Annotated in this window: 24 protein-coding genes; 6 read left to right on the top strand and 18 right to left on the bottom strand. The window is 67.4% G+C overall.

Annotated elements, in window-relative coordinates; genetic code table 11:
- The 6 genes from HWX39_RS27050 to HWX39_RS36435 form a co-directional block, all read right to left on the bottom strand.
- The coding region (locus tag HWX39_RS27050; protein WP_175970809.1) for an ABC transporter ATP-binding protein at nt 1-486 on the bottom strand (486 nt) is incomplete at its 3' end.
- Between the two features lie 188 nt (nt 487-674).
- Nucleotides 675-1790, bottom strand: a complete 1116-nt coding sequence (locus tag HWX39_RS27045; protein ID WP_175970808.1) for a polyamine ABC transporter substrate-binding protein — start codon at nt 1788-1790, stop codon at nt 675-677.
- Between the two features lie 61 nt (nt 1791-1851).
- The gene (locus HWX39_RS27040; protein WP_175970807.1) at nt 1852-3294 is read right to left on the bottom strand and encodes an aspartate aminotransferase family protein; all 1443 of its coding nucleotides are present in this window, start codon (nt 3292-3294) and stop codon (nt 1852-1854) included.
- Between the two features lie 37 nt (nt 3295-3331).
- On the bottom strand, nt 3332-4669 hold the full coding sequence (locus tag HWX39_RS27035) for a glutamine synthetase family protein (RefSeq protein WP_175970806.1): 1338 nt from the start codon (nt 4667-4669) through the stop codon (nt 3332-3334).
- Nucleotides 4670-4697: 28 nt separating this feature from the next.
- Nucleotides 4698-5486: a gamma-glutamyl-gamma-aminobutyrate hydrolase family protein gene (locus tag HWX39_RS27030; protein WP_175970805.1), complete on the bottom strand. Its 789-nt coding sequence runs from the start codon at nt 5484-5486 to the stop codon at nt 4698-4700.
- A 283-nt stretch (nt 5487-5769) separates the two neighbouring features.
- Nucleotides 5770-5955 carry a hypothetical protein gene (locus HWX39_RS36435; protein WP_039355339.1) on the bottom strand — a complete coding sequence of 62 codons (186 nt, stop codon included), beginning with the start codon at nt 5953-5955 and terminating at the stop codon, nt 5770-5772.
- Nucleotides 5956-6410: 455 nt separating this feature from the next.
- Between HWX39_RS36435 and HWX39_RS27025 the strand changes: the two genes are divergently transcribed.
- Nucleotides 6411-6962, top strand: a complete 552-nt coding sequence (locus tag HWX39_RS27025) for a cupin domain-containing protein (RefSeq protein WP_175970804.1) — start codon at nt 6411-6413, stop codon at nt 6960-6962.
- Nucleotides 6963-7059: 97 nt separating this feature from the next.
- Nucleotides 7060-8550 (top strand): aldehyde dehydrogenase, encoded by a 1491-nt coding sequence (locus HWX39_RS27020; RefSeq protein WP_175970803.1) that lies wholly within the window; start codon nt 7060-7062, stop codon nt 8548-8550.
- 64 nt (nt 8551-8614) lie between these two features.
- Here HWX39_RS27020 and HWX39_RS27015 read toward each other — a convergent pair whose 3' ends face one another.
- Complete coding sequence (locus tag HWX39_RS27015; protein WP_113194742.1) at nt 8615-8815, bottom strand: heavy-metal-associated domain-containing protein; 201 nt, start codon at nt 8813-8815, stop codon at nt 8615-8617.
- A gap of 348 nt (nt 8816-9163) precedes the next feature.
- Between HWX39_RS27015 and HWX39_RS27010 the strand changes: the two genes are divergently transcribed.
- Both HWX39_RS27010 and HWX39_RS27005 read left to right on the top strand, forming a co-directional pair.
- On the top strand, nt 9164-9496 hold the full coding sequence (locus HWX39_RS27010) for a cupredoxin domain-containing protein (protein ID WP_175970802.1): 333 nt from the start codon (nt 9164-9166) through the stop codon (nt 9494-9496).
- Between the two features lie 12 nt (nt 9497-9508).
- Nucleotides 9509-10345, top strand: coding sequence for an FTR1 family protein (locus HWX39_RS27005; protein ID WP_175970801.1), 837 nt, complete (start codon nt 9509-9511; stop codon nt 10343-10345).
- A gap of 114 nt (nt 10346-10459) precedes the next feature.
- On the opposite strand, the gene HWX39_RS27000 is transcribed toward HWX39_RS27005, so the two are convergent.
- The 7 genes from HWX39_RS27000 to HWX39_RS26970 form a co-directional block, all read right to left on the bottom strand.
- The gene (locus HWX39_RS27000; protein ID WP_021162109.1) at nt 10460-10678 is read right to left on the bottom strand and encodes a hypothetical protein; all 219 of its coding nucleotides are present in this window, start codon (nt 10676-10678) and stop codon (nt 10460-10462) included.
- Nucleotides 10678-11142 carry a hypothetical protein gene (locus tag HWX39_RS26995; protein ID WP_175970800.1) on the bottom strand — a complete coding sequence of 155 codons (465 nt, stop codon included), beginning with the start codon at nt 11140-11142 and terminating at the stop codon, nt 10678-10680. The genes HWX39_RS27000 and HWX39_RS26995 overlap by 1 nt, the downstream gene beginning before the upstream one ends.
- Nucleotides 11143-11214: 72 nt before the next feature.
- A complete protein-coding gene (glmS, locus tag HWX39_RS26990; RefSeq protein WP_175970799.1) occupies nt 11215-13032 on the bottom strand; it encodes a glutamine--fructose-6-phosphate transaminase (isomerizing) in 1818 nt (605 codons plus the stop codon).
- 50 nt (nt 13033-13082) lie between these two features.
- Nucleotides 13083-14444, bottom strand: a complete 1362-nt coding sequence (gene glmU / locus HWX39_RS26985; RefSeq protein WP_175970798.1) for a bifunctional UDP-N-acetylglucosamine diphosphorylase/glucosamine-1-phosphate N-acetyltransferase GlmU — start codon at nt 14442-14444, stop codon at nt 13083-13085.
- Between the two features lie 135 nt (nt 14445-14579).
- The gene (gene ttcA / locus HWX39_RS26980; protein WP_175970797.1) at nt 14580-15575 is read right to left on the bottom strand and encodes a tRNA 2-thiocytidine(32) synthetase TtcA; all 996 of its coding nucleotides are present in this window, start codon (nt 15573-15575) and stop codon (nt 14580-14582) included.
- Nucleotides 15572-15976, bottom strand: coding sequence for a dihydroneopterin aldolase (locus HWX39_RS26975; RefSeq protein WP_043186999.1), 405 nt, complete (start codon nt 15974-15976; stop codon nt 15572-15574). The genes ttcA and HWX39_RS26975 overlap by 4 nt, the downstream gene beginning before the upstream one ends.
- Before the next feature lie 78 nt (nt 15977-16054).
- Nucleotides 16055-16798 carry an SDR family oxidoreductase gene (locus tag HWX39_RS26970; RefSeq protein ID WP_175970796.1) on the bottom strand — a complete coding sequence of 248 codons (744 nt, stop codon included), beginning with the start codon at nt 16796-16798 and terminating at the stop codon, nt 16055-16057.
- A gap of 13 nt (nt 16799-16811) precedes the next feature.
- Here HWX39_RS26970 and HWX39_RS26965 point away from each other — a divergent pair, with 13 nt between their 5' ends.
- Both HWX39_RS26965 and HWX39_RS26960 read left to right on the top strand, forming a co-directional pair.
- A complete protein-coding gene (locus HWX39_RS26965; RefSeq protein WP_175970795.1) occupies nt 16812-18008 on the top strand; it encodes an SAM-dependent methyltransferase in 1197 nt (398 codons plus the stop codon).
- A gap of 7 nt (nt 18009-18015) precedes the next feature.
- Nucleotides 18016-18210: a DUF2905 domain-containing protein gene (locus tag HWX39_RS26960; protein WP_175970794.1), complete on the top strand. Its 195-nt coding sequence runs from the start codon at nt 18016-18018 to the stop codon at nt 18208-18210.
- Nucleotides 18211-18235: 25 nt separating this feature from the next.
- On the opposite strand, the gene HWX39_RS26955 is transcribed toward HWX39_RS26960, so the two are convergent.
- The 4 genes from HWX39_RS26955 to HWX39_RS26940 all read right to left on the bottom strand — a co-directional run bounded on the left by HWX39_RS26955 (nt 18236) and on the right by HWX39_RS26940 (nt 21781).
- A complete protein-coding gene (locus tag HWX39_RS26955; protein ID WP_129513135.1) occupies nt 18236-18457 on the bottom strand; it encodes a hypothetical protein in 222 nt (73 codons plus the stop codon).
- A 119-nt stretch (nt 18458-18576) separates the two neighbouring features.
- The gene (locus HWX39_RS26950; RefSeq protein ID WP_175970793.1) at nt 18577-19485 is read right to left on the bottom strand and encodes a carbohydrate kinase; all 909 of its coding nucleotides are present in this window, start codon (nt 19483-19485) and stop codon (nt 18577-18579) included.
- Nucleotides 19482-20762, bottom strand: a complete 1281-nt coding sequence (locus HWX39_RS26945; protein ID WP_175970792.1) for an AGE family epimerase/isomerase — start codon at nt 20760-20762, stop codon at nt 19482-19484. The genes HWX39_RS26950 and HWX39_RS26945 overlap by 4 nt, the downstream gene beginning before the upstream one ends.
- Nucleotides 20759-21781, bottom strand: coding sequence for a LacI family DNA-binding transcriptional regulator (locus HWX39_RS26940; protein WP_175970791.1), 1023 nt, complete (start codon nt 21779-21781; stop codon nt 20759-20761). The genes HWX39_RS26945 and HWX39_RS26940 overlap by 4 nt, the downstream gene beginning before the upstream one ends.
- Nucleotides 21782-22058: the final 277 nt, after the last annotated feature.

Raw genomic sequence — 22058 nt, 5'->3', positions numbered from 1 at the left:
CTGCTGGCCGCCGGAGAGCTGGTGCGGCTTGCGCTTCGCGTACTTGCTCATCTGCACGAGCGCGAGCGCATCGGCCACGCGCTCCTTGATCTCGTTTTTCGGCGTGCCTTCCTGCTTCAGGCCGAACGCGACGTTCGATTCGACCGTCATGTGCGGGAACAGCGCGTACGACTGGAACATCATGTTCACCGGGCGGCGGTACGGCGGCAGCGCGGCGAGATCCTCGCCGTCGACGAAGATCCTGCCGGAGGTGGCCGTCTCGAGCCCGGCGAGCATGCGCAGCAGCGTCGACTTGCCGCAGCCCGAGCTGCCGAGCAGCGCGAACAGTTCGTTCTTCGCGATCGTCAGGTTCACGTTGTCGACGGCCGTGCTGTCGCCGAATTTCTTCACGACGTTTTCGATGCGCACGAAGGCGTCGTTTTGCGTACGGGCCGCGGGGGCCGGTTGGGTCTGTCGTGCAGCAGCGGAAGAGGGTATCGATTGCATGGGATTCACCATTCGTTCTTCACGGATTGCAGGCGTGAGCGTCCCCGCGCGAGGCGCGCGATGCGACTCACGGACGACGGCTCGTGCCGGATGGAACAGTGCGCGCGACGCGCACGGGCGGACGGAGGTCCGCGGATCTCAGGCGGGCAGGCGTCGAGCGATGCCTGCGCCGCCGGAATGCATGGCGATCAGTGGCCGGTCTTCAATTGGGCCCACAGGCGGTTCTGGAGGCGCAGGATGTCGGCCGGCATCGGCTTCATCAGCACCATCTTCTTCAGCACGTCTTCGGGCGGGTAGACGGTCGGGTCCTGCGCGACGGACGGCGTGACGAACTGGTGCGCGGCCTTGTTCGCGGTCGGGTAGAACACCGTATTGGTGATCGCCGCGTTGACCTTCGGATCGGACACGTAGTTGATCCACTTCAGCGCGGCCTCGGGGTGCGGTGCATCCTTCGGGATCACCATCACGTCGAACCACAGCAGGCCGCCTTCCTTCGGGTTCGAGAACTTGATGTCGTACGAACGCTTCGCTTCGGCCGAGCGGCGATGCGCGATGCCGACGTCGCCCGACCAGCCGAGCGCAACGCACACGTCGTTGTTCGCGAGATCGTTGATGTAGCCGGACGAGTTGAACTGGGTGATGTACGGGCGGACTTTCTTCAGGACTTCGAATGCAGCCTGGTAGTCGCCGGGGTTCTTGCTGTTCGGATCCTTGCCCATGTACTGCAGCGTGGCGGCGAACACGTCGACGGCCTGGTCGAGGAACGACACGCCGCAGCTCTTCAGCTTCTCCATGTTCGCCGGGTCGAATACCAGCGCCCAGCTGTCGACGGGCGCCTTGTCGCCGAGCGCCTTCTTCACCGCCTGCGCGTTGTAGCCGATGCCGTCCGTGCCGTAGGCCCAGGGTACGCCGTACTGGTTGCCCGGATCGGCATCCGAGATCATCTTCATCAGCAGCGGGTCGAGGTTCGCGAGGTTCGGCAGCTTCGACTTGTCGAGCTTCTGGTACACGCCGGCCTGGATCTGCTTGGCCATGTAGTTCGACGTCGGCACGACGATGTCGTAGCCCGAACTGCCGGCAAGCAGCTTCGCCTGAAGCGTGTCGTCGCTGTCGTAGTTGTCGTACTTGACGTGGATGCCCGTCTGCTTCTGGAAGTTCGGGATCGTGTCCGGTGCGATGTAGTCGGACCAGTTGTAGACATTCAGCTCTTCGGCATGCGCCGACGGGCTGGCGACCGACGTGAATGCTGCCGCGGCGGCAAGGGCGGCAACGGAGCAGGCTTGGCGAAGAAAGCAGGCACGCATGGTGGAGTTCCCCTGGTTATGGCGACGTGCGGCGCCCGCCGCACGCCTGTAGGCAAAACCGTTACGAAATACCCAGTTGCTGGGCGGTTGCATCGACTGCTTTTTTCGCCTTCGATACGAGTTCATCAATTTCCGGACGCGAGATCACGAGCGGCGGCGACAGCAGCATCCGGTCGCCGGTCGCGCGCATGATCAGGTTGCCGTTGAAGCAGAAGTCGCGGCAGATCGTGCCGACGTCGCCGCCGTTCGCGAAGCGGCGGCGTTCGGCCGGCGCCTCGGCGAGCTGCAGGCTCGCGACGAGGCCGTGGCCGTGCACTTCGCCGACGATCGGGTGACGCGCGAAGGTTTCGCGCATCAGCGACTGGAAGTACGGGCCCGTGTCGTTCTTCACGCGCTCGACGATCCCTTCGTCGCGCAGCAGCTTCAGGTTCGCGACCGCGACGGCCGCGGCAACCGGGTGGCCCGAGTACGTGAGGCCGTGGTTGAATTCGCCGTTGTCGATGATCGGTCGCGCCACGCGCTCGTGAATGCCGACGGCGCCCATCGGCACGTAGCCCGACGTGAGGCCCTTCGCCATCGTGATCAGATCGGGCTCGAAACCGAAATGCTGGTGTGCGAACCATTCGCCGGTGCGGCCGAAGCCGCCGATCACTTCGTCGGCCACCAGCAGGACGTCGTACTTGCGGCAGATCCGCTGGATTTCCGGCCAGTACGTCGACGGCGGGAAGATCACGCCGCCCGCGCCCTGGAACGGCTCGCCGATGAACGCCGCGACGTTCTCCGCGCCGAGTTCGAGGATCTTCGCTTCGAGCTGCTGCGCGCGGGCCAGGCCGAACGCTTCCGGCGTTTCACCGGCCGCTGCCTCGCCGAAGAAGTACGGCTGGTCGATATGCACGATGTGCTCGACCTTCGACGGCATCTGCTCGTGCATGTAGCCCATCCCGCCGAGCGTGCCGCCGGCGATCGTCGAGCCGTGATAGCCGTTCTTGCGCGAGATCACGTACTTCTTCTGCGGCCGGCCCTGCACGCGCCAGTACTGGTGCACGAGGCGCAGCACGGTGTCGTTGCCTTCCGAGCCGCTGTTGCAATAGAAGAAGTGGTTGAAGCCGGCCGGCGTGACTTCCGCGAGCATCGCGGAAAGCTCGATCACCGGCGGGTGCGTGGTCTTGAAGAACGTGTTGTAGAACGGCAATTCCTGGAGCTGGCGATACGCGGCGTCGGCGAGTTCCTTGCGGCCGTAGCCGACGTTCACGCACCAGAGGCCGGCCATCCCGTCGATCACCTTGTTGCCGTCCGAGTCCCACAGGTAGACGCCATCGGCCTTCACGATCACGCGGCTGCCCGCGCGGTTCAGCGCGCCCATGTCGGAGAACGGGTGAATGTGGTGCGCGGCATCGAGCGCGCGGTATTCGGCGGTCGTGCGCGCCTGCGTCGCGCGGGGCGTTGCGGCCGTGGCGCCCGGCGCGGCCGGCTGGATCCAGGCAGATTCGTTGCGGTAAGTCATGTTTCCTCCGTGATTCCGTATTCGGTTGTGCGCACGCTCACACGTGCAGCAGCAGATGGCGGCGTTCCCAGGAGCTGATCACGCGGAAGAACGCTTCGTATTCGGTTTCCTTCAGCGCGAAATACGCCTTCAGGAACTTGTGGCCGAGGATCTCGCCGAGCGGCTCGCAGGCGGCCATCAGCGTCAGCCCTTCCTCGAGGTTGCGCGGCAGCTGGTACGGCAGTTCGTAGCCGTCGCTGACGAGCGGCTCGGTCGGCTCCAGGCGCTGCGTCATGCCGAGATAGCCGGCCGCGAGCGTCGCGGCGAGCGCGAGGTACGGGTTGCAGTCGACGCCCGGAATGCGGTTCTCGATCCGGCGCGCGGACGGGCCCGAGTGCGGGATACGGAAGCCGACCGTGCGGTTGTCGTAGCCCCACTGCACGTTGATCGGCGCGGCCATGAAGCGCGACAGGCGGCGATACGAGTTGATGTACGGCGCGAAGATCGGCATCAGTGCCGGCGTGTACTTCTGCAGCCCCGCGAGGTAGTTGTAGAACATCGACGTCGCGCCGCCGGTTTCCGGCGACGTGAACAGGTTCTGGCCCGTTTCCTCGTCGACGATGCTCTGGTGCACGTGCATCGCCGAACCCGGTTCGTCTTCCATCGGCTTGGCCATGAAGGTCGCGTACATGTTGTGGCGCAGCGCGGCCTCGCGCACGGTGCGCTTGAACAGGAACACCTGGTCGGCCAGCGACAGCGCGTCGCCGTGCATGAAATTGATCTCCATCTGCGCGGCGCCGACCTCGTGGATCAGCGTGTCGATGTCGAGGTTCTGTGCTTCGCAGTACTCGTAGATGTCCTCGAACAGCGGATCGAACTCGTTGACGGCCTCGATCGAATACGACTGACGGCCCGTTTCGGGGCGGCCCGTGCGGCCGACCGGCGGGCGCAGCGGCAGGTCGGGATCCTTGTTCATGTCGACCAGGTAGAACTCGAGCTCCGGTGCGACCACGGGCTTCCAGCCCTTCGCCTTGTACAGGTCGAGCACGCGGCGCAGCACGTAGCGCGGCGAGATCTCGACCGGCGAGCCGTCGAAGTGCACGCAGTCGTGGATCACCTGCGCGGTCGGGTCGACGGCCCACGGAATCAGGCGGATCGTCGACTCGTCGGGCACGCATACCATGTCCGGGTCGGTCACGCCGGTCAGCGAACCGTCTTCCGGATATTCGCCGGTGACGGTCTGCACCATCACGGCCTGCGGCAGCCGCATCGATTCGCCGGACGTGAACTTGTTGCGCGGCGTGATCTTGCCGCGCGCGATGCCGGCCATGTCGGGAATGATCGCCTCGACTTCGGTGATCCGGTGTTGCTTCAGAAAACTTTCGATGTCTTGCATGTCTGTTCTCGTAAGTGGGTCGGCGCGCTCAGGCGAGCGCGGCGGCGGCCATGGCACGCGTGCGGGTAGCGCGGCGGGCGCGGCAGGCATCGCCGAAGGCGCGGAAGATCGCGCTCGACAGCGGGTCCTGCGCATGGCGCCATTCCGGATGCCATTGCACGGCGAGGGCGAAAGCCGGTGCATCGACGACGCTCACGGCTTCGATCAGCCCGTCCGGCGCGACGGCCTCGACGGCGAGGCCGTCGCCGAGCTGGGCGATGCCCTGCTTGTGCAGCGAATTCACGTGCACGTCGTCGCGGCCGCCGGCGAGCGCGTGCAGCTTGCCGCCGGGCGTCAGGCGCACGACGTGCGCGGGGCCGTATTGCGTGTCCATCGGCGCATCGTCGTCCTCGCGGTGATCGGCGAGGCCCGGCACTTCATGCACGCGCTGGTGCAGCGTGCCGCCGCAGGCGACGTTCAGCTCCTGGAAGCCGCGGCAGACGGCCAGCACGGGCACGCCCGCGGCAATCGCCGCGCGCAGCAGCGGCAGCGTGGTCGCGTCGCGGGCCGGGTCGTGCTTCGTGCCCGGTGCGCTCGGTTCGCCGCCGTACAGGTGCGGCTCGACGTTCGAGTAGCTGCCGGTAAACAGCAGGCCGTCGACCGCGTCGAGTACGTCGTCGACCGACTGGCGCTCGCCGAGCGCGGGCAGCACCATGGCGAACGCTTGCGCGCCGTCGACGATCGCGGCGACGTACTTGTCGCCGACCGTGTGCGATGCGTGTGCGCCGATTTGCGTGTGGTCGGCTGTGATGCCGACGAGGGGTTTCCTTCTATCCATGACGTCAATCAGTTATCCGGAGGGTTGTTGCGTCTTGCTTGCCGGATGGGGCGAAACGCCGGCGTGCAACAGCCCCGCAGCCTTGCGTGAGACGCAGGGCCGCTGGTGAATGGGCGCAACGGGATGGCGTGGCGATCCGCGCTGCGCGCGACGATCAGGCCGTCGTTCGTTTCATTGCGATACGCGACGCGGCAACGAATGCGCGAACGCGTTCCGTCACCGCACGGACGATGCGGTTGGCGAATCAGCAGACGAAACGAACGACGTAAAGAAGGGAGAGGCGCTACGGCAACAGCGACGCCACTTCGTCCGTATCGACGGCGACGAATGCGCGTGCGGAAACGGCGTTGTGACGCCGAACGGAACGACGAGACAGGATGGTGTAGATCGACAGATGAAGCAGGCGAGGACTATGCCAGCCGCAACTGCCGTCGTCGGAAGCGGACGACGCGCTGCGCAAACTTCGCACATCGCCTCGATCCCACCTCACCAGAGGGCCACGGACTCTCACGATTACACTCGACTGGGTTGTTGAAAGTATTGAACACCTGACCGTTTCGACGCGCTGGGCGTTTAAAATAATCAAGGCGCCGGTTACACGTTATTTACATTGATGGGCATCAATTTTTGCGTTGCAATAACGCTTTTTGCTGCCCATGAAAGCTTGATGACGCTAACCTGAGAGCCAGCATATACGAGCCAAAAACGGCGTCAAATGTTTTTTAACGGTGCTGCATCAGGGCTTTCCCGAGCAGTGCGAACAAAAGATTCGCAAACGGAATAATGTGCACGGCGTTCATTATTTCGAACGCCTTTCAGGGTTTTCCCCGCTAATGCTCGGCATAAAGTGATTAGAATATTCAACGGCTGTCCACCGCGTCGTTTCACTTTGCCATCGCACTTACCGTGTCCGAAACCGAATCGATGTCCACCGAAGTCGCCGAGCGCCTGCGTTTCGTGCGCAACAAGCAAGGCCTGTCGCAGCGCGAACTCGCGAAGCGGGCCGGCGTGACCAACGGCACGATCTCGCTGATCGAACAGGGCCGCGTGAGCCCGTCGGTCGGCTCGCTGAAGAAACTGCTCGAATGCATCCCGATGAGTCTCGCGGAGTTCTTCACGTTCGAGCTCGTCGAATCGCGTTCGGTCGTGTCGCGTCGCGACGAGATGCCGAACCTCGGCAACGACACGCTCGCGTTTCACCTGGTCGGCGCGAGCATGAGGGACCGCAACATGTGCATCCTGCGCGAGATCTACCAGCCGCAGGCCGATACGGGGCCCGAGATGCTCGTGCACGCGGGGCACGAGGGCGGGGTCGTCGTGTCGGGCCGGCTCGAGCTGACGGTCGACGGCGCGACGTGGCTGCTCGACCCCGGAGACGGCTACTACTTCGAAAGCCGTTTGCCGCACCGTTTTCGCAATCCCAGCGCGGAACAGATCTGCGAGGTCGTCTCGGCCAATTCGCCGGCGACCTTCTGACCTTCGCACCGCGCGTCACTGCATTCGCTGCCGGCCGGCTGCGCGTCATGCGCAGCGGCGTGCCGCATCGCGAGTGCCAAAAAACTGAGGCATCCTGATGAAAAAGTTGACTTTGGCTGACTGGCAGGACAAGGCGGCGTCGCTCGAGATCGAAGGGCGCGCATTCGTCGACGGCGCATCGCGCGACGCGCACGGCGGCAAGACGTTCGACTGCGTGAGCCCGATCGACGGCCGCGTGCTCGCGAAGGTCGCCGATTGCGGCGAAGCCGACGTGAACGCGGCCGTCGCCGCCGCGCGCCGCGCGTTCGACGCGGGCGTGTGGGCGGGGCTGAACCCGCGTGCGCGCAAGGCCGTGCTGCTGCGCTGGGCCGCGCTGATGCGCGAGCATCTCGACGAGCTGTCGCTGCTCGAGACGCTCGACGCCGGCAAGCCGATCGGCGACACGACGACGGTCGACGTGCCGGGCGCCGCGTACTGCGTCGAATGGTTCGCGGAAGCGATCGACAAGGTCGGCGGCGAGGTCGCGCCGGCCGATCATCATCTCGTCGGTCTCGTCACGCGCGAGCCGGTCGGCGTGGTGGCCGCCGTGGTGCCATGGAACTTCCCGATCCTGATGGCCGCGTGGAAATTCGGGCCGGCGCTCGCGGCCGGCAACAGCGTGGTGCTGAAGCCGTCGGAGAAATCGCCGCTGACCGCGATCCGTGTCGCGCAGCTCGCGTACGAGGCCGGCATTCCGGCCGGCGTGTTCAACGTCGTGCCGGGCGCGGGCGAGCCGGGCAAGCTGCTCGCGCTGCATCGCGACGTCGACTGCATCGCGTTCACGGGCTCGACGGCGGTCGGCAAGCTGATCATGCAATACGCCGCGCAGTCGAACCTGAAGCGCGCGTGGCTCGAACTCGGCGGCAAGTCGCCGAACATCGTGCTGCCCGATTGTCCCGATCTCGACCGCGCGGCGCAGGCCGCCGCCGGCGCGATCTTCTACAACATGGGCGAGATGTGCACGGCGGGTTCGCGGCTGCTCGTGCATCGCGACATCAAGGACGCGTTCATCGAGAAGCTCGTCGCGGCCGCGCGCGCATACGTGCCCGGCAATCCGCTCGATCCGTCGGTGTCGATGGGCGCGATCGTCGACGGCATCCAGCTCGAGCGCGTGCTCGGCTATATCGAGGCCGGGCGCAGCGAAGGCCGGCTCGTCACGGGCGGTGCGCGCGTGAAGGAGGAAACGGGCGGCTTCTACGTGGAGCCGACGGTGTTCGAGGTGAAGCCCGATGCGAAGATCGCGCGTGAGGAGATCTTCGGGCCCGTGCTGTCGGTGATCGTGTTCGACGACGTCGACGAGGCCGTGCGGATCGCGAACGACACCGAATACGGGCTGGCCGCGGCCGTGTGGACGTCGAACCTGACGACCGCGCACGACGTGTCGCGCCGGCTGCGTGCGGGCACCGTCTGGGTGAACTGCTACGACGAGGGCGGCGACATGAACTTCCCGTTCGGCGGCTACAAGCAGTCGGGCAACGGCCGCGACAAGTCGTTGCACGCGCTCGAGAAGTACACCGAGCTGAAGTCGACGCTGATCAGGCTGCGCTGACGCGAAATCGGCCGCGGGCGCGGCGCCGTACGGCGGTGTGCCCGCGGGTCGCGGTGCGTGCGCGTCATGCGGCGCGCAGCGCGGGGTGGAAGCCGGCGGCTTCGATGATCGACTGCACGCGCTGCGCGCCTTGTGCCGATTCGACCTTGACGATCTTCGCCGCGACGTCGATGTCGAGCTTCGCGGCGGGATCGGCGGCCGTCACCGCGCGCGTGATGGCATTGGCGCAGCCGCCGCAGGTCATGTCCTGGACTTCGAATTCCATCGTGTTCTCCTGAGTTGACGATTGACAAGCATCGACAGCATGAAGCTTGCCATAGTGGGAAGGTCAAGCGCATTCATGCGGCGTGACACATGCATTGCCGCGTTGGCGCGCCGAGATCGCTCGCCGGCGTGAAGTCAGACGAATCGGAAGGCAGTCGCGTGCGTCAGTCGGAATCTTTCCCGATTGACGCCGATGCGCCGCCGGCTTCATGTGCCGAGAGCCTTGCCTGGCAAGGCTCGGTGCGTACGTGTGAAACGCTATCTCCATAATGCACGTAAGGGTACGCGATTTGGAAATGCGAATCGATCTTACTATCAATACCCTTCGATATTTCATTTCGTTACGCACATGAACCGTTTCGCCTTGGGTTTCGCCGCTGTCCTGCTGGGCGCGTCGGCCGCCACCGCATTCGCCGCCGACGACGCCGTCAACCTGACGCTGAAGGACCACAAGTTTTCGCCCGACGGCGTGACGATTCCGGCCGGCAAGAAAGTGAAGTTCGTCGTGAAGAACCTCGATGCGACGCCGGCGGAATTCGAGAGCGACGACTTCAAGGCCGAGAAGGTCATTCCTGCCGGCAAGTCGGCCGAGATCCTGGTCGGGCCGCTGAAGGCCGGCACCTACGAGTTTCACGACGAATATCACGAAGCGCAGTCGAAGACCCACCTGACCGTCAAGTAAGCGGATCCCGCCATGCTGTCTACCGCGCTGATTGTGTTCCGTGAAGTGCTCGAGGCCGCGCTGGTCGTCTCGATCGTGATGGCCGCCACGAAGGGCGTGCCGCGGCGCGGCTGGTGGGTCGGCGGCGGGCTCGTCGGCGGCGTGATCGGCGCGGGCCTGATCGCGGCGTTTGCCGACGTGATCTCGCAGTGGGCGTCCGGCATGGGGCAGGAAGTATTCAACGCGGGCGTGATGTTCATCGCGACGCTGATGCTGGCCTGGCACTGCATCTGGATGAGCCGGCACGGCCGCGAGATGGCGCTGCACATGGGCGAAGTCGGCCGGGCCGTCGCGGCCGGCAGCCGGCCGCTGACGGGCCTGGCGATCGTGGTCGGCGTCGCGGTGCTGCGCGAAGGTTCCGAGGCCGTGCTGTTCCTGTACGGCATCGCCGCGGGCGATCCTGGGCAGACGCCGCAGATGATCGCTGGCGGGCTGCTCGGCGTGCTCGGCGGGGCCGGGCTCGGTTATGCGATGTATGCGGGACTGCTGCAGATTCCGCTGAAGCGCCTGTTCTCCGTCACCAACGGGCTGATCGTGCTGCTGGCGGCCGGCATGGCGAGCCAGTGCGTCGGCTTCCTGCTGGCGGCCGGCCTCGTGCCGTCGTGGGGCGATACGATCTGGGATACGTCGTGGCTGCTGAAGGAGACGAGCATCGTCGGCAAGGCGCTGCATACGCTGATCGGCTATACGGCTCGTCCGGCGGGCATCCAGATCGCCGCATACGTCTCGACGCTGGTGGCGATCGTCGTGCTGACGCGGCTCGTCGGCCGTCCGCACGCGGCGGTGAGGCCGCCGCGGCCTGTCGCGTAAGTGTTCCGGGTTTCCGGGTTGAAAACGAAAGAAGGGGCGTCATGGACGCCCCTTCTTTCGTTTACCGTTCGCGGCCGGCTCGTGTACGGCGGCGCGCCGGATGCACGCGGCCGGTCAGCGGTGGCTGTCGATCCAGGCGCGAGCCCATTCGAGCCCCGCTTCGCGCGCGTCGTCCTCGGTGTCGAATACGCCAAGGACGCCGGATGCCTCGACCAGCTTGTTGTTCTGCGTGATCGTGCCGCTCGCCGCGAAGCGCTCGGGCTGCAGGATTTCGTCCTGCTGCAGGATCGCGTGGCCCCATATCTGGTAGCCGTGGTAGGTTTGCGCTTCCATTATCGAGTCACCTCCGCGGAGCGGCCGTGCGTGCCGACCTGCAGCACGTTGCCGTCCGGCGTGTATTGCCGCGGGATGTTGGAGTCATTCAGGGCGTGCTGCGCATCGGGCGCAGCCGGTTGCATCACCGTCAGGCGTCCCGGCGCGGGCTGCGCGACGGGGCGCGGAGCGGCCGGTGCGTCGGCCGCGGCGGGCGCACGATGCGAGCCGGCTTTCACGGTTTGCGCGACGCGACGCTTGTGCGGTTTCGCGGCGGCCTTCGGCGTTGCGCTCGCGTGCTTCTCCGCGCTCTTGCCGGCGCGCGCGTCGGCGCCCGCGTGCGCGGCCGGGGTACGGGCTTCCGGCGCGTGGGCCGCCGGCTGCCGCGCCTCGGGCGGGTTCCAGACCTCGACGTAATGCTCGGCGGCCCAGCCCGTCGACGCGAACGTCAGCGCCAGCACACCGCATCCAAACAGTCTTACCATTGTCTCTCCGTCTGTCTCGTTGGCGCGCGGGACTCGCCCCACCTCGCCGGCCGCACCGATTGGCGTCCCGCGTTACTCCACCGTCACCGATTTCGCGAGATTCCGCGGCTTGTCGACGTCGGTGCCGCGCGCGCATGCGGTGTGATACGCGAGCAACTGCAGCGGCACGACGTGCAGGATCGGCGACAACTGCCCGTAGTGTTCCGGCATCCGGATCACGTGCAGGCCATCGTCGTTGACGATCTGCGTGTCCGCATCGGCGAACACGTACAGTTCGCCGCCGCGCGCACGCACTTCCTGCATGTTCGACTTCAGCTTCTCGAGCAGCGTGTCGTTCGGCGCGACCGTGACGACCGGCATCGCTTCCGTGACGAGCGCGAGCGGCCCGTGCTTCAGTTCGCCGGCCGGATAGGCCTCGGCGTGGATGTACGAGATTTCCTTCAGCTTCAGCGCGCCTTCGAGCGCGATCGGGTAGTGCAGCCCGCGGCCGAGGAACAGCGCGTTTTCCTTGCGTGCGAATTCCTCCGACCACGCGATGATCTGCGGCTCCAGCGCGAGCACGCTGTTCAGCGCGGCCGGCAGGTGGCGCAACTGCTTCAGGAATTCGGCTTCCTGAGCGGCATCGACGTGCCCGCGCAGCTTGCCGAGCGTGGCCGCGAGTACGAACAGCGCGACGAGTTGCGTCGTGAACGCCTTCGTCGACGCGACGCCGATCTCGGTGCCCGCGTGCGTCAGGAACTGCATTTCGGTGAGGCGCACCATCGCGCTCGTCGCGACGTTGCAGACGGCCAGCGTGTGCGTATGGCCGAGCGACTGCGCGTGCTTGAGCGCCGCGAGCGTGTCGGCCGTCTCGCCCGACTGCGAGATCACCAGCACGAGCTGGCGCGGGTTCGGCACCGATTCGCGGTAGCGGTATTCGCTCGCGATCTCGATCTGCGTCGGGATCTTCGCGATCGATTCGAGCCAGTATTTCGCGGTCAGGCCGGAGTAGTAGCTCGTGCCGCACGCGAGGATCAGCAGGCTGTCGATTTCCGCGAAGGCGGCGGGCGCGGCGTCGCCGAACAGCGTCGCGTCGAACGCGTCCGTCTGCGGCACGGTGTCGCTGATCGCGCGCGGCTGCTCGAAGATTTCCTTCTGCATGAAGTGGCGATACGGCCCGAGTTCGACCGCGCCGCCGTAGGCGCTCACCACGCGGATCTCGCGCTGCGCGAGCGCGCCGTTCCGGTCGACGATCTTCACGCCGTCGAGCGACAGCTCGCACACGTCGCCTTCCTCGAGGAACGTGAAGCGGTCGGTGCTGCCCGCGAGCGCGAGCGCATCGGAGGCGAGGAAGTTCTCGCCGTCGCCGTGGCCGACCACGAGCGGCGAACCCTGGCGCGCGCCGACGACGGTGTGCGGCTGGTCCTTGTGGATCACTGCGATCGCATACGCGCCGTGCAGCTGTGCCACCGCTTCGCGCACCGCGTCGAACAGGTTGCCGCGATACAGGCTGTGCACGAGGTGGGCGATCACCTCGGTGTCGGTCTGCGACACGAATTCGTAGCCCTTCGCGCGCAGCGCTTCGCGCAGCGATTCGAAGTTCTCGATGATGCCGTTGTGGACGAGCGCGAGCGCGTTCGACGAGAAGATCGGGTGCGCGTTGTGCGTGACGGGCGCCCCGTGCGTCGCCCAGCGGGTATGCGCGACGCCGGTCGTGCCTTCGAGGTGCGATTCGCGCACCTGCGCGTCGAGATCGGCGACGCGCGCGACGCTGCGCGCGCGCTTCGGCGCGTCCGGCTCGAGCACGGCGACGCCGCACGAGTCATAGCCACGGTATTCGAGGCGCCGCAATCCTTCGATCAGCACCGGAACGATATTACGCTGCGCAACTGCGCCGACAATGCCGCACATGAAATCTACCTTCTATATGGAAGCGGGCGCCTCATGGCACCCGCGTGATGTTAAGTTTTCTTCTTGACCGGGCGGACATAGCCGCTCTTCGCGGTCTGGGTCTTCTCGTTCAACGCGAGCAGGCCGTCGGCCACGTCCTTCCAGATCGTCGTGCCGGCGGCAATCGTCACGCCGCGGCCGACCCGCACGGGCGCGACGAGCTGCGTATCGGAGCCGACGAACACGTCGTCCTCGATCACGGTGCGGAACTTGTTCGCGCCGTCGTAGTTGCAGGTGATCGTGCCCGCGCCGATGTTCACGCGCGCGCCGATGTCGGCGTCGCCGATGTACGTGAGGTGGTTTGCCTTCGAGCCGTGGCCGATCACCGCGTTCTTCACCTCGACGAAGTTGCCGACGTGCGCTTCGTCCGCGAGTTGCGTGCCGGGGCGCAGCCGTGCGTACGGGCCGATCACGGTGTGCGCGCCGAGCTCGGCGCCGTCGATGTGCGTGAATGCGTCGATGCGCGTGCCTGCGCCGACCGACGCGTTGCGGATCACGCAGTTCGCGCCGATCGTCACGTTGTCGGCGAGCGTCACGTTGCCTTCGAACACGCAGTTCACGTCGATCGACACGTCGCGGCCGCAGCGCAGCGTGCCGCGCACGTCGACGCGCGCCGGATCGGCGAGCGTGACGCCGTCGACGAGCAGCGCGTCGGCGATATTGCGCTGGTGGATGCGTTCGAGCTCGGCGAGCTGCGCCTTGCTGTTCACGCCGAGCGTTTCCCATTCCTCGTCGGGCTGCGCGGTGACGACCTCGAAACCGGCCTCGATCGCGAGTTCGACGACGTCGGTCAGGTAGTACTCGCCCTGCGCGTTCTCGTTCTTCAGCGCGCCGAGCCACATCGACAGCTGGGCCGTGGGCGTGACGATGATGCCGGTGTTGATCTCGGCGATCTTCAGCTGTTCGGGCGACGCATCCTTCTGTTCGACGATGCGCGTGACGAAGCCGGCCGCGTCGCGCACGATGCGGCCGTAGCCGGTCGGATCGTCGAGCGTGACCGTCAGGATCCCGTAGCGGCCTTCGCGCGCGGCGTCGACGAGGCGTTGCAGCGTCGATGCGCGGGTGAGCGGCACGTCGCCGTACAGCACGAGCGTCGGTTGCGCGGGATCGAGGAGCGGTAGCGCCTGGCGCACCGCGTGGCCGGTGCCGAGCTGCTCGGCCTGCACCGCGAACTGGACGTCGGGTGCGGCGACGGCGGCCTGGACCTGCTCGCCGCCGTGCCCGACGACGACGACGAGCCGGGACGGTTGCAGCGTGCGCGCGGTGTCGATGACGTGGGAGAGGAGCGGCCTGCCGGCCAGGGGGTGAAGCACTTTCGGCAGCGCGGAACGCATGCGCTTGCCGGTGCCTGCCGCCAAAATCACGATATTCATGGCGCCAGCTTGTCAGAGGAGTTCGAAGCCGTCCATTTTAGCATGCGGCCCCCGCCGTTCCGGGCCTGTCGCGGCGGGGCGACAGCGCCGGAAAGAGGCGTTGCGGCCCCGTTCCGGCAGGTGTTCGGGCCCTGCTTACAGGTCGTCGAACTGGACGATCGAGATCGGCCGGGCGCCACCCGGTGCGGCGCTGTCGTCGCCCGACGCGCACGGTTCCTCGTCGAACGCGATGTCGCCCTGCGGGTCGGCAACGCCTGTCGCGCGCAGCGACTGGAACGGGTACAGCGTCGTGTCCATCAGGTGCGACGGCACGACCTTCGCGAGCGCGTTGAACATGTTGTCGACGCGGCCCGGGAAGCGCTTGTCCCATTCGCGGATCAGCGCTTTCATTTCCGCGCGCTTCAGGTTCGGCTGGCTGCCGCACAGGTTGCACGGGATGATCGGGAATTCGCGCAGTTCCGCGTATTTCTCCAGATCGGTTTCCTTCACGTACGCGAGCGGGCGGATCACGATGTTCTTGCCGTCATCCGACTGCAGCTTCGGCGGCATTCCCTTCAGCTTGCCGCCGTAGAACATGTTGAGCAGCAGCGTCTGCACGATGTCGTCGCGGTGGTGGCCGAGCGCGATCTTGGTCGCGCCGAGCTCGCCGGCCACGCGGTACAGGATCCCGCGGCGCAGCCGCGAGCACAGCGAGCAGGTCGTCTTGCCCTCGGGCACGAGCCGCTTCACGATGCTGTAGGTGTCCTGGTTCTCGATGTGGAACGGCACGCCGACCTGCTTCAGGTATTCCGGCAGCACGTGCTCGGGGAAGCCCGGCTGCTTCTGGTCGAGGTTCACCGCGACGATGTCGAAGTCGATCGGCGCGCGCTCGCGCAGGCGCAGCAGCACGTCGAGCATCGCATAGCTGTCCTTGCCGCCCGACAGGCAGACCATCACCTTGTCGCCTTGCTCGATCATGTTGAAGTCGCCGATCGCCTGGCCGACCTGGCGCACGATCCGCTTGAACAGCTTGTTGTTCTCGTACGCGTCCTTCTGTTCGCGGCGCGTCAGCACCGGGCGGGCGGCCGGGGCGGCGGTCGCGTCGAGGGTGGCGGCATCGGCCGCCGTGTCATTCGTGTGGGGGGCGTTCATGCGCGCTCCTCGTCCTTGATGCGAAAGACTTCGACGCCGACGGCGTCGCAGTCCGGATAAGCGTCCGGTTTCTCGGTACAGACGCGTACCGCGCGCACGGCATCGTGCGCCAGCAGGCGCGCGGCGATCGCGTCGCACAGCGTTTCCTGCAGGTGGATGTGGCCGCGCGCCAGGCATTGCGTGACGCTCTGCTTCATCAGATCGTAGTCGACGATTTCGTGCAGCCGGTCGTCGACGGGGGTGGACAGCGCGAGCGGCACGAACAGGTCGACATTGATGACGACGCGCTGCTCGCCGCGCTTCTCGTGTTCGAAGGCACCGATGTTGATGTGCACTTCGTAGTCGCGCAGGTAGAGCCTGCGGCAGTCCGCGAGGCGGGGGTGCAGGAGAGCGGAAAACATGGTCGTCCCAGTCAAATTGGCGTGCGCACACGCAAAGCGGCGCGGGCGGCGGCAGTCAGGCCGCGCGATCCGCGCAGTTCATTCATTCGGGCCGGCGGCAGGCGGCACGAGGTGCTCGCCGCCGTCGACGGTCAGCGTCGCGCCGGTGACGCCCGGTGCGCTCGCGAGATAGCAGGCGGCCGCCGCGATGTCGTCCGCATGCGGCGCGTGGCCGCGCACGAGCGCCGCGACCCGCACCTTCGGCGCGAGCGCCAGCGCCAGCGCCGACGTCGCGCGGTTCAGCGCGGCCTGCATCAGCGCGTGCGACATCTGCGCCGGCGCAGGGTGAAACAGTGCCTGATCCAGCACGTGGATCGCGCAGGCGCGCAGCGCTTCGTGCTCGCGCGCGGCGTCGGGCGTCGCATCGGCAAGCGCGCGGGCCAGCGCGAGCGGGGCCGTCACGTTGCGCGCGAGTGCGCCGGCGAGCGCCGCGCCGTCCACCGTATGGGCATCGTCGGCGCCTGCGCTGGCGCTCACGAACACCGCGCACGCGGGCCGGCCGAGCGCCGCACCGCACGCGGCGACGAGTCCGGCGGCGTCGGCTTCCAGGGCCAGATCGGCGTCGAGCACGACCGCGCGGCGGCCGAGCGCCGCGACTTCGGCGACGAGTGCGTCGGCCGCCGCATGCGGCGTGCCGTGGCTGAACTGCAGCGCGACGTCCCAGCCGCGCCGGGCGAATCCCGTCGCGAGCGCGCGACCGATCGACGCGGCGTCGGCCGCGCTGCCCAAGGCACCTGTGACGAGCGCCACGCGCTGGGTCGACGTATCGGCTGAAACGGTCATTTACAATGCCGGGATGAACCCGAAAGCTCACGAACCCGCTAGTTTACCCGCTCCCGGCCCTGACGCGCTTGCGCAGTCCGAAACCCTTGCCGCGCAACTGCGCGACGAGATCGCGGCTGCCGGCGGCTGGCTGCCGTTCGACCGCTTCATGGAGCGCGCGCTGTATGCGCCCGGCCTCGGCTATTACAGCGGCGGCGCGCGCAAGTTCGGGCGTCGCGCCGACGACGGCAGCGACTTCGTCACCGCGCCCGAGCTGTCGCCGCTGTTCGCGCAGACGCTCGCGCAACCGGTCGCGCAAGCGCTCGCGGCGAGCGGCACGCGTCGCGTGATGGAATTCGGCGCCGGCACCGGCAAGCTCGCGGCCGGGCTGCTCGCGGCGCTCGACGCGCTCGGCGCCGGGCTCGACGAATACCTGATCGTCGACCTGTCCGGCGAGCTGCGCGAACGGCAGCGCGACACGATCACGGCCGCCGCACCGGCGCTTGCCGCGAAGGTGCGCTGGCTCGGCGCGCTGCCCGAGCGGTTCGACGGCGTCGTCGTCGGCAACGAGGTGCTCGATGCGATGCCCGTGCGGCTGTTCGCGAAGGCGGGCGGTGCGTGGCACGAGCGCGGCGTCGCGCTCGACGCGCGGCAGGCATTCGTGTTCGAGGACCGGCCCGCCGCGCCGGCCAGCCAGCCGCCGGTGCTCGCGGGGCTCACCGCCGATGTCGCCGACGGCTACGTGACCGAGACGCACGAGGCCGCGCTGGCGTTCACGCGCACCGTCTGCGCGATGCTCGGGCGCGGCGCGGTGCTGCTGGTCGACTACGGCTTTCCCGCGCACGAGTACTACCATCCGCAGCGCGACCGCGGCACGCTGATGTGCCACTACCGCCATCACGCGCACGACGATCCGTTCCTCTACCCGGGGCTGCAGGACATCACCGCGCACGTCGAATTCACCGGCATCCACGACGCGGCCATTGCCGCCGGCGCCGACCTGCTCGGCTACACGTCGCAGGCGCGCTTCCTGCTGAACGCGGGCATCACCGACGCGCTGGCCGCGATCGATCCGTCCGATATCCACGCGTTCCTGCCGGCCGCGAACGCGGTGCAGAAGCTGATCTCGGAAGCCGAGATGGGCGAGCTGTTCAAGGTGATCGCGTTCTCGCGCGGCATCGACGGCACGCTCGACGCGTTCGCGCGCGGCGACCGCTCGCACGCCCTGTGAGGCCGGCATGCTGCGCTGGCTGATGGCGTCGTTCGTCGCGGTGATGATCCTGACGCGCTGCTGGCCGTGGCTCGGCAAGCTCGGCATCGGGCGGATGCCGGGCGACGTCACGCTGACGCTCGGCGGGCGGCGCTACCCGTTCCCGTTCATGTCGACGCTGGTGCTGACGATGCTGGTATCGATGGCGGCGCGGCTGCTCTGAGCCGCGTCGGACAGCGCGGTGCGCGTCACAGTTCGATTTCGCCGAGGATCCGGTGCGCGAGCGCCTTCGCCTCGTCGAACGCTTCCTCCTCGCTGGGGCTCGTCGAGTGGACGTCGTAGCGTGTGTTCTCGGTGTCGTCTCCGTCGTCCCGCGAGAGGATCACGTAACCCTGGAACTGACCGTTGGCCGAATGCTGGGTATGCGCCTTGGCCGTGTAGATGCCTTTCGTGAACGTGTTCGTGTCCATCGTGCCTCTCCCGCAAAAGGACACTTCATCGTAGCACTGCGGCGCAGCATGTACAGCGCGGCTTATCGGTGACCGAACGGCGGCCGGCGCGCGCCCGGCCGCGTTCGATCGACCCTCGGTCAGCCTTCGATCAGCGCGACGACCTCGTCGAGCGTCGGCGCGTGCGCGCCCGTATGTCGGCACGCCGCGGCGCCCGCCGCCAGCGCGAACGCGAGATGCTCGCGCCACGATCGCTGCGGCGCGGCCATCAGGCTGAACAGCATGCCGCCGATCGACGCGTCGCCCGCGCCAACCGTGTCGGCCACCTCGACGCGCGGCGGGCTGGCTTCGTGCACGTCGCCGTCCGCGTAGAGCGTCGCCGCCTGCGCGCCGCGCGTGACGAGCACCGCCGCGTGCGGGTTCAGCGCGCGCACCGCGCCGATCGCGTCGGGGCCGTCGCCGCCGAACAGGTGCCGCAGGTCTTCGTCGGACACCTTGATCAGGTCGGCGAGCGCGGCCATCTTTTCCAGCGTCGGCCGGTACGCGGCCGTCATCAGGTTCCGGACGTTCGGGTCGAAGCTGATCTTCACGCCGCGCGCGTGCAGGTCGGCCGCGAGCGCGGCCAGCGTGCCCGCGAGCGGTTCGCGCACGAGGCTGATGCAGCCGAAATGCGCCCATTTCACGTGGCCGGTCCAACCGGCCGGCAGCCGCGCCGGATCGAACGCGAGATCGGCGCTCGCTTCGCCGATGAAGAAGTACGCGGGCGGACGGGTCTCGTGGACGATCGCGAGCAGCGGCGGCCGTGCGACGCGCTGCAGGAAGCGCAGGTCGAGCCCGGCCGCTTCGCTTGCGCGCCACAGCACGTCGGAGAAGCAGTCTTCGCCGATCGAGCCCGCGAGCGCGCTCGACACGCCGAGCCGCGCAACCGCGCGCGCGACGTTCCAGCCGGCGCCGCCCGGCACCGAGGTCCATTGCGCGTCGCCCGCACGCACCATGTCGGTCAGGATGTCGCCCGCCGACACGAAAGCCGGAAACGTCCCGCCGCTCATTGCGTCGGCTCGCTGCGCTGTGCGCGCGCAAGGGTCGCGAGCACGTCGTAGCATGCGCCCATCGTGTGGTAGTCGGTCTTGCCGGCCGGGCTCTTCTCGTCGCTGTACTTGCGGTTGTCGCAGGTGAGGATCCGGTACCACGCGCCGTAGCGGTGATCGACGAAATGCGCCCAGCTGTAGCGCCAGATCTCGTCGTACCAGTCCCAGAAGCGCTCGCTGCCGGTGCGCGCGCCGAGCATTGCCGCCGCCGCGAAGGTTTCCGCCTGCACCCAGAAATACTTGTTGTGGTCGCAGATCGTGAAGTCGGGGCCGAAGCCGTAGCACAGGCCGCCGTGATCGGCGTCCCATGCGTGCGCGAGCGCCGCGTCGAACAGTTCGGTCGCGCGCGGCACGAGCCAGTCGAGCGGGCGGTGCCGCTCGAGGATCAGCAGCAGCTTCGCCCATTCGGTCTGGTGCCCGGGTTGGAAGCCCCACGGACGGAAGATGTTCGAGCTGTCTTCCTTGTTGTAGTCCCAGTCGACCGACCAGTCCGCGTGGTAGTGCTCCCATACGAGCCCGCCCGACAGCGCGGCCTGGCGCTGTGTGACGTGACTTGCGAGCTTTTCCGCGCGATCGAGGTACGTGAGGTGGCCGGTTGCCTCGTAGGCCGCGAGCAGCGCCTCCGTCATGTGCATGTTCGCGTTCTGGCCGCGGTACGACGACACGGTCCAGTTCGGCGTCGCGTCGTCCGCATACAGGCCCGCGGCCGCGTCCCAGAAGCGGTGCTCGGCCAGCTCGTAGGTCGCCGCGATCAGCGCGCGCGCCTCGTCGATGCCGGCCATCGTCGCGTGCGCGGCCGCCAGCAGCACGAACGCGAGCCCGTAGCAGTGGCGCGTGCCGTCGAGCGTCGCGCGCTTCGCGCCGTCGCGCCAGTCGAGTTCCCAGTCGTAGCCCTGCAGTTCGTCGTCCCAGTGCGCGTCGCGCAGGAAGCGCAGCCCGTGGCGCGCATATTCCAGGTGGCGCGGATCGCCGAAATGCCGGTACGCCATCGCGTAGTTGAAGACGAACCGGCAACTGCTGACGAGGTGGCGCGACGTGCGGTTGTAGAGGCTGCCGTCGTCGCGGAAGTAGTGATGGAAGCCGCCCGTCGGGTCGAACGCGTTCGTAGCGTAGAAGCGCAGCGTGTCCTCGATGTGCGACAGCAGGAACGACGGATCGCGGAAACTCGCGACGAACGGCGCGGCTTGCGTGTGGGCGGCCGGCGCGGCCGTGCAGGGTTGGACCGGGGGCATGTTCATGATGATTCGGTGGCCGTGGCGGTATCGAGTGCCGGGGAGCCGGCGGGCTGACTGCTGGCCCGCACGATCAGCTCGACGGGCAGGGAAATCTCGGTGCGCTCGGGCGCTTCCGCGAGCAGCAGCTCGACGCCGCGGCGGCCGAGCGCTTCCTTGTCGACCGCGAGCGTCGTGAGCGGCGGGCTCGCGTGCGCGGCGGCCGGGATGTTGTCGAAGCCGACGATCGCGATGTCGTCGGGAATGCTGAGCCCGCGTGCGGTGCAGACGCGCTGCGCGGCGAGCGCGGCCGCGTCGTTGTACGCGAAGACGGCTTCCGGGCGCGGGCCCGGCGCGTCGAGCAGTTGCTCCATCGCACGCGCGGCGCCGGTGTCGGGATCGAGCCCTGCATCGATCGTCACTTCGTAAGCGGGATCGAACAGCCGCCCGGCCTCGAAGAACGCGCGCCGGTAGCCGATCGCGCGCTGCGCGATGCTGTAGTGCGCGGGCGAGCCGCCGATGAACGCGATCCGCGTGCGGCCGGTGGCGAGCAGGTGGCGCATCGCGAGCGCCGCGCCCGTCGCGTTGTCGATGTTCACCGAGCGCAGCCCGGGCGCCCACAGGTCGATCAGCACGAGCGGCCGGCCGGTCGCGGCGAGCGCCTCGATCGTTTCCGGCTCGATGAAGCCGGCCACCGCGATCGCGTCGGGCGCGTGCGGGCGCATCTGGCGCAGCACGTCGTCGTTCGGGCCGACCGTGAGCAGCGTCGGCACGATGCCGCGCTCGCGGCACGCGTCCTCGACGCCGTGCAGCACGTGCGAGAAGAACGGGCTGGCCGGAAAGCGGTTGTGCTGGCGGTGCAGCAGGAAGGTGAGCCGGCGGATGCGCGGCCGCAACTGCGCGGGATCGTAGCCGAGCCGCTGCGCGATCTCGACGATGCGCGCACGCGTCGCTTCGGACAGGCCCGGCTGGTTTTTCAGCGCGCGGGAGACGGTGCCGATCGAAACCTCTGCCGCCCGCGCCACATCGCGAATGGTCGTACCCATCGTTCGGGGTCTGGTTTGTTTAGGGTAAAAGCGATTGTATAGTAAAACGTATCGCGGAATTCGGGCCGGATAACCGGGGAATACCCGTGAATTCCCGGTTTTTAAGCGCTAATCTGCGAAAACGCCGTTACTAAAAATACTAAACAAAGCGCGAAAAAGGCAAGGTGGGCGTGCGGGTGCCTGGCGAGCGGGACGGGGGCAAACGGACTGGCTTCACGCGTCCGCGCGAACGGTGCCCGACTGCCTCCGCCGACCACCAGGAAGTTGGCGTGCAGCT

The sequence above is a fragment of the Burkholderia sp. BCC0322 genome (assembly GCF_902833045.1).
In the GTDB taxonomy this organism is placed as follows: domain Bacteria; phylum Pseudomonadota; class Gammaproteobacteria; order Burkholderiales; family Burkholderiaceae; genus Burkholderia.
The sequence above is the reverse complement of the archived record's forward strand: the minus strand, read 5'-3'. Positions and strand labels throughout refer to the sequence as shown.

Coding starts and splice junctions, on each gene's coding strand:
- HWX39_RS26955 (WP_129513135.1), bottom strand. CDS start 18,457: ATGGACACGAACACGTTCACGAAAGGCATCTACACGGCCAAGGCGCAT.
- glmU (WP_175970798.1), bottom strand. CDS start 14,444: ATGAATATCGTGATTTTGGCGGCAGGCACCGGCAAGCGCATGCGTTCC.
- HWX39_RS27025 (WP_175970804.1), top strand. CDS start 6,411: ATGTCCACCGAAGTCGCCGAGCGCCTGCGTTTCGTGCGCAACAAGCAA.
- HWX39_RS26950 (WP_175970793.1), bottom strand. CDS start 19,485: ATGAGCGGCGGGACGTTTCCGGCTTTCGTGTCGGCGGGCGACATCCTG.
- HWX39_RS27005 (WP_175970801.1), top strand. CDS start 9,509: ATGCTGTCTACCGCGCTGATTGTGTTCCGTGAAGTGCTCGAGGCCGCG.
- HWX39_RS26940 (WP_175970791.1), bottom strand. CDS start 21,781: ATGGGTACGACCATTCGCGATGTGGCGCGGGCGGCAGAGGTTTCGATC.
- HWX39_RS27035 (WP_175970806.1), bottom strand. CDS start 4,669: ATGCAAGACATCGAAAGTTTTCTGAAGCAACACCGGATCACCGAAGTC.
- HWX39_RS26965 (WP_175970795.1), top strand. CDS start 16,812: ATGAACCCGAAAGCTCACGAACCCGCTAGTTTACCCGCTCCCGGCCCT.
- HWX39_RS27020 (WP_175970803.1), top strand. CDS start 7,060: ATGAAAAAGTTGACTTTGGCTGACTGGCAGGACAAGGCGGCGTCGCTC.
- HWX39_RS27030 (WP_175970805.1), bottom strand. CDS start 5,486: ATGGATAGAAGGAAACCCCTCGTCGGCATCACAGCCGACCACACGCAA.
- HWX39_RS27040 (WP_175970807.1), bottom strand. CDS start 3,294: ATGACTTACCGCAACGAATCTGCCTGGATCCAGCCGGCCGCGCCGGGC.
- glmS (WP_175970799.1), bottom strand. CDS start 13,032: ATGTGCGGCATTGTCGGCGCAGTTGCGCAGCGTAATATCGTTCCGGTG.
- HWX39_RS26995 (WP_175970800.1), bottom strand. CDS start 11,142: ATGGTAAGACTGTTTGGATGCGGTGTGCTGGCGCTGACGTTCGCGTCG.
- HWX39_RS27000 (WP_021162109.1), bottom strand. CDS start 10,678: ATGGAAGCGCAAACCTACCACGGCTACCAGATATGGGGCCACGCGATC.
- HWX39_RS27045 (WP_175970808.1), bottom strand. CDS start 1,790: ATGCGTGCCTGCTTTCTTCGCCAAGCCTGCTCCGTTGCCGCCCTTGCC.
- HWX39_RS26970 (WP_175970796.1), bottom strand. CDS start 16,798: ATGACCGTTTCAGCCGATACGTCGACCCAGCGCGTGGCGCTCGTCACA.
- ttcA (WP_175970797.1), bottom strand. CDS start 15,575: ATGAACGCCCCCCACACGAATGACACGGCGGCCGATGCCGCCACCCTC.
- HWX39_RS26945 (WP_175970792.1), bottom strand. CDS start 20,762: ATGAACATGCCCCCGGTCCAACCCTGCACGGCCGCGCCGGCCGCCCAC.
- HWX39_RS26960 (WP_175970794.1), top strand. CDS start 18,016: ATGCTGCGCTGGCTGATGGCGTCGTTCGTCGCGGTGATGATCCTGACG.
- HWX39_RS26975 (WP_043186999.1), bottom strand. CDS start 15,976: ATGTTTTCCGCTCTCCTGCACCCCCGCCTCGCGGACTGCCGCAGGCTC.
- HWX39_RS27015 (WP_113194742.1), bottom strand. CDS start 8,815: ATGGAATTCGAAGTCCAGGACATGACCTGCGGCGGCTGCGCCAATGCC.
- HWX39_RS27010 (WP_175970802.1), top strand. CDS start 9,164: ATGAACCGTTTCGCCTTGGGTTTCGCCGCTGTCCTGCTGGGCGCGTCG.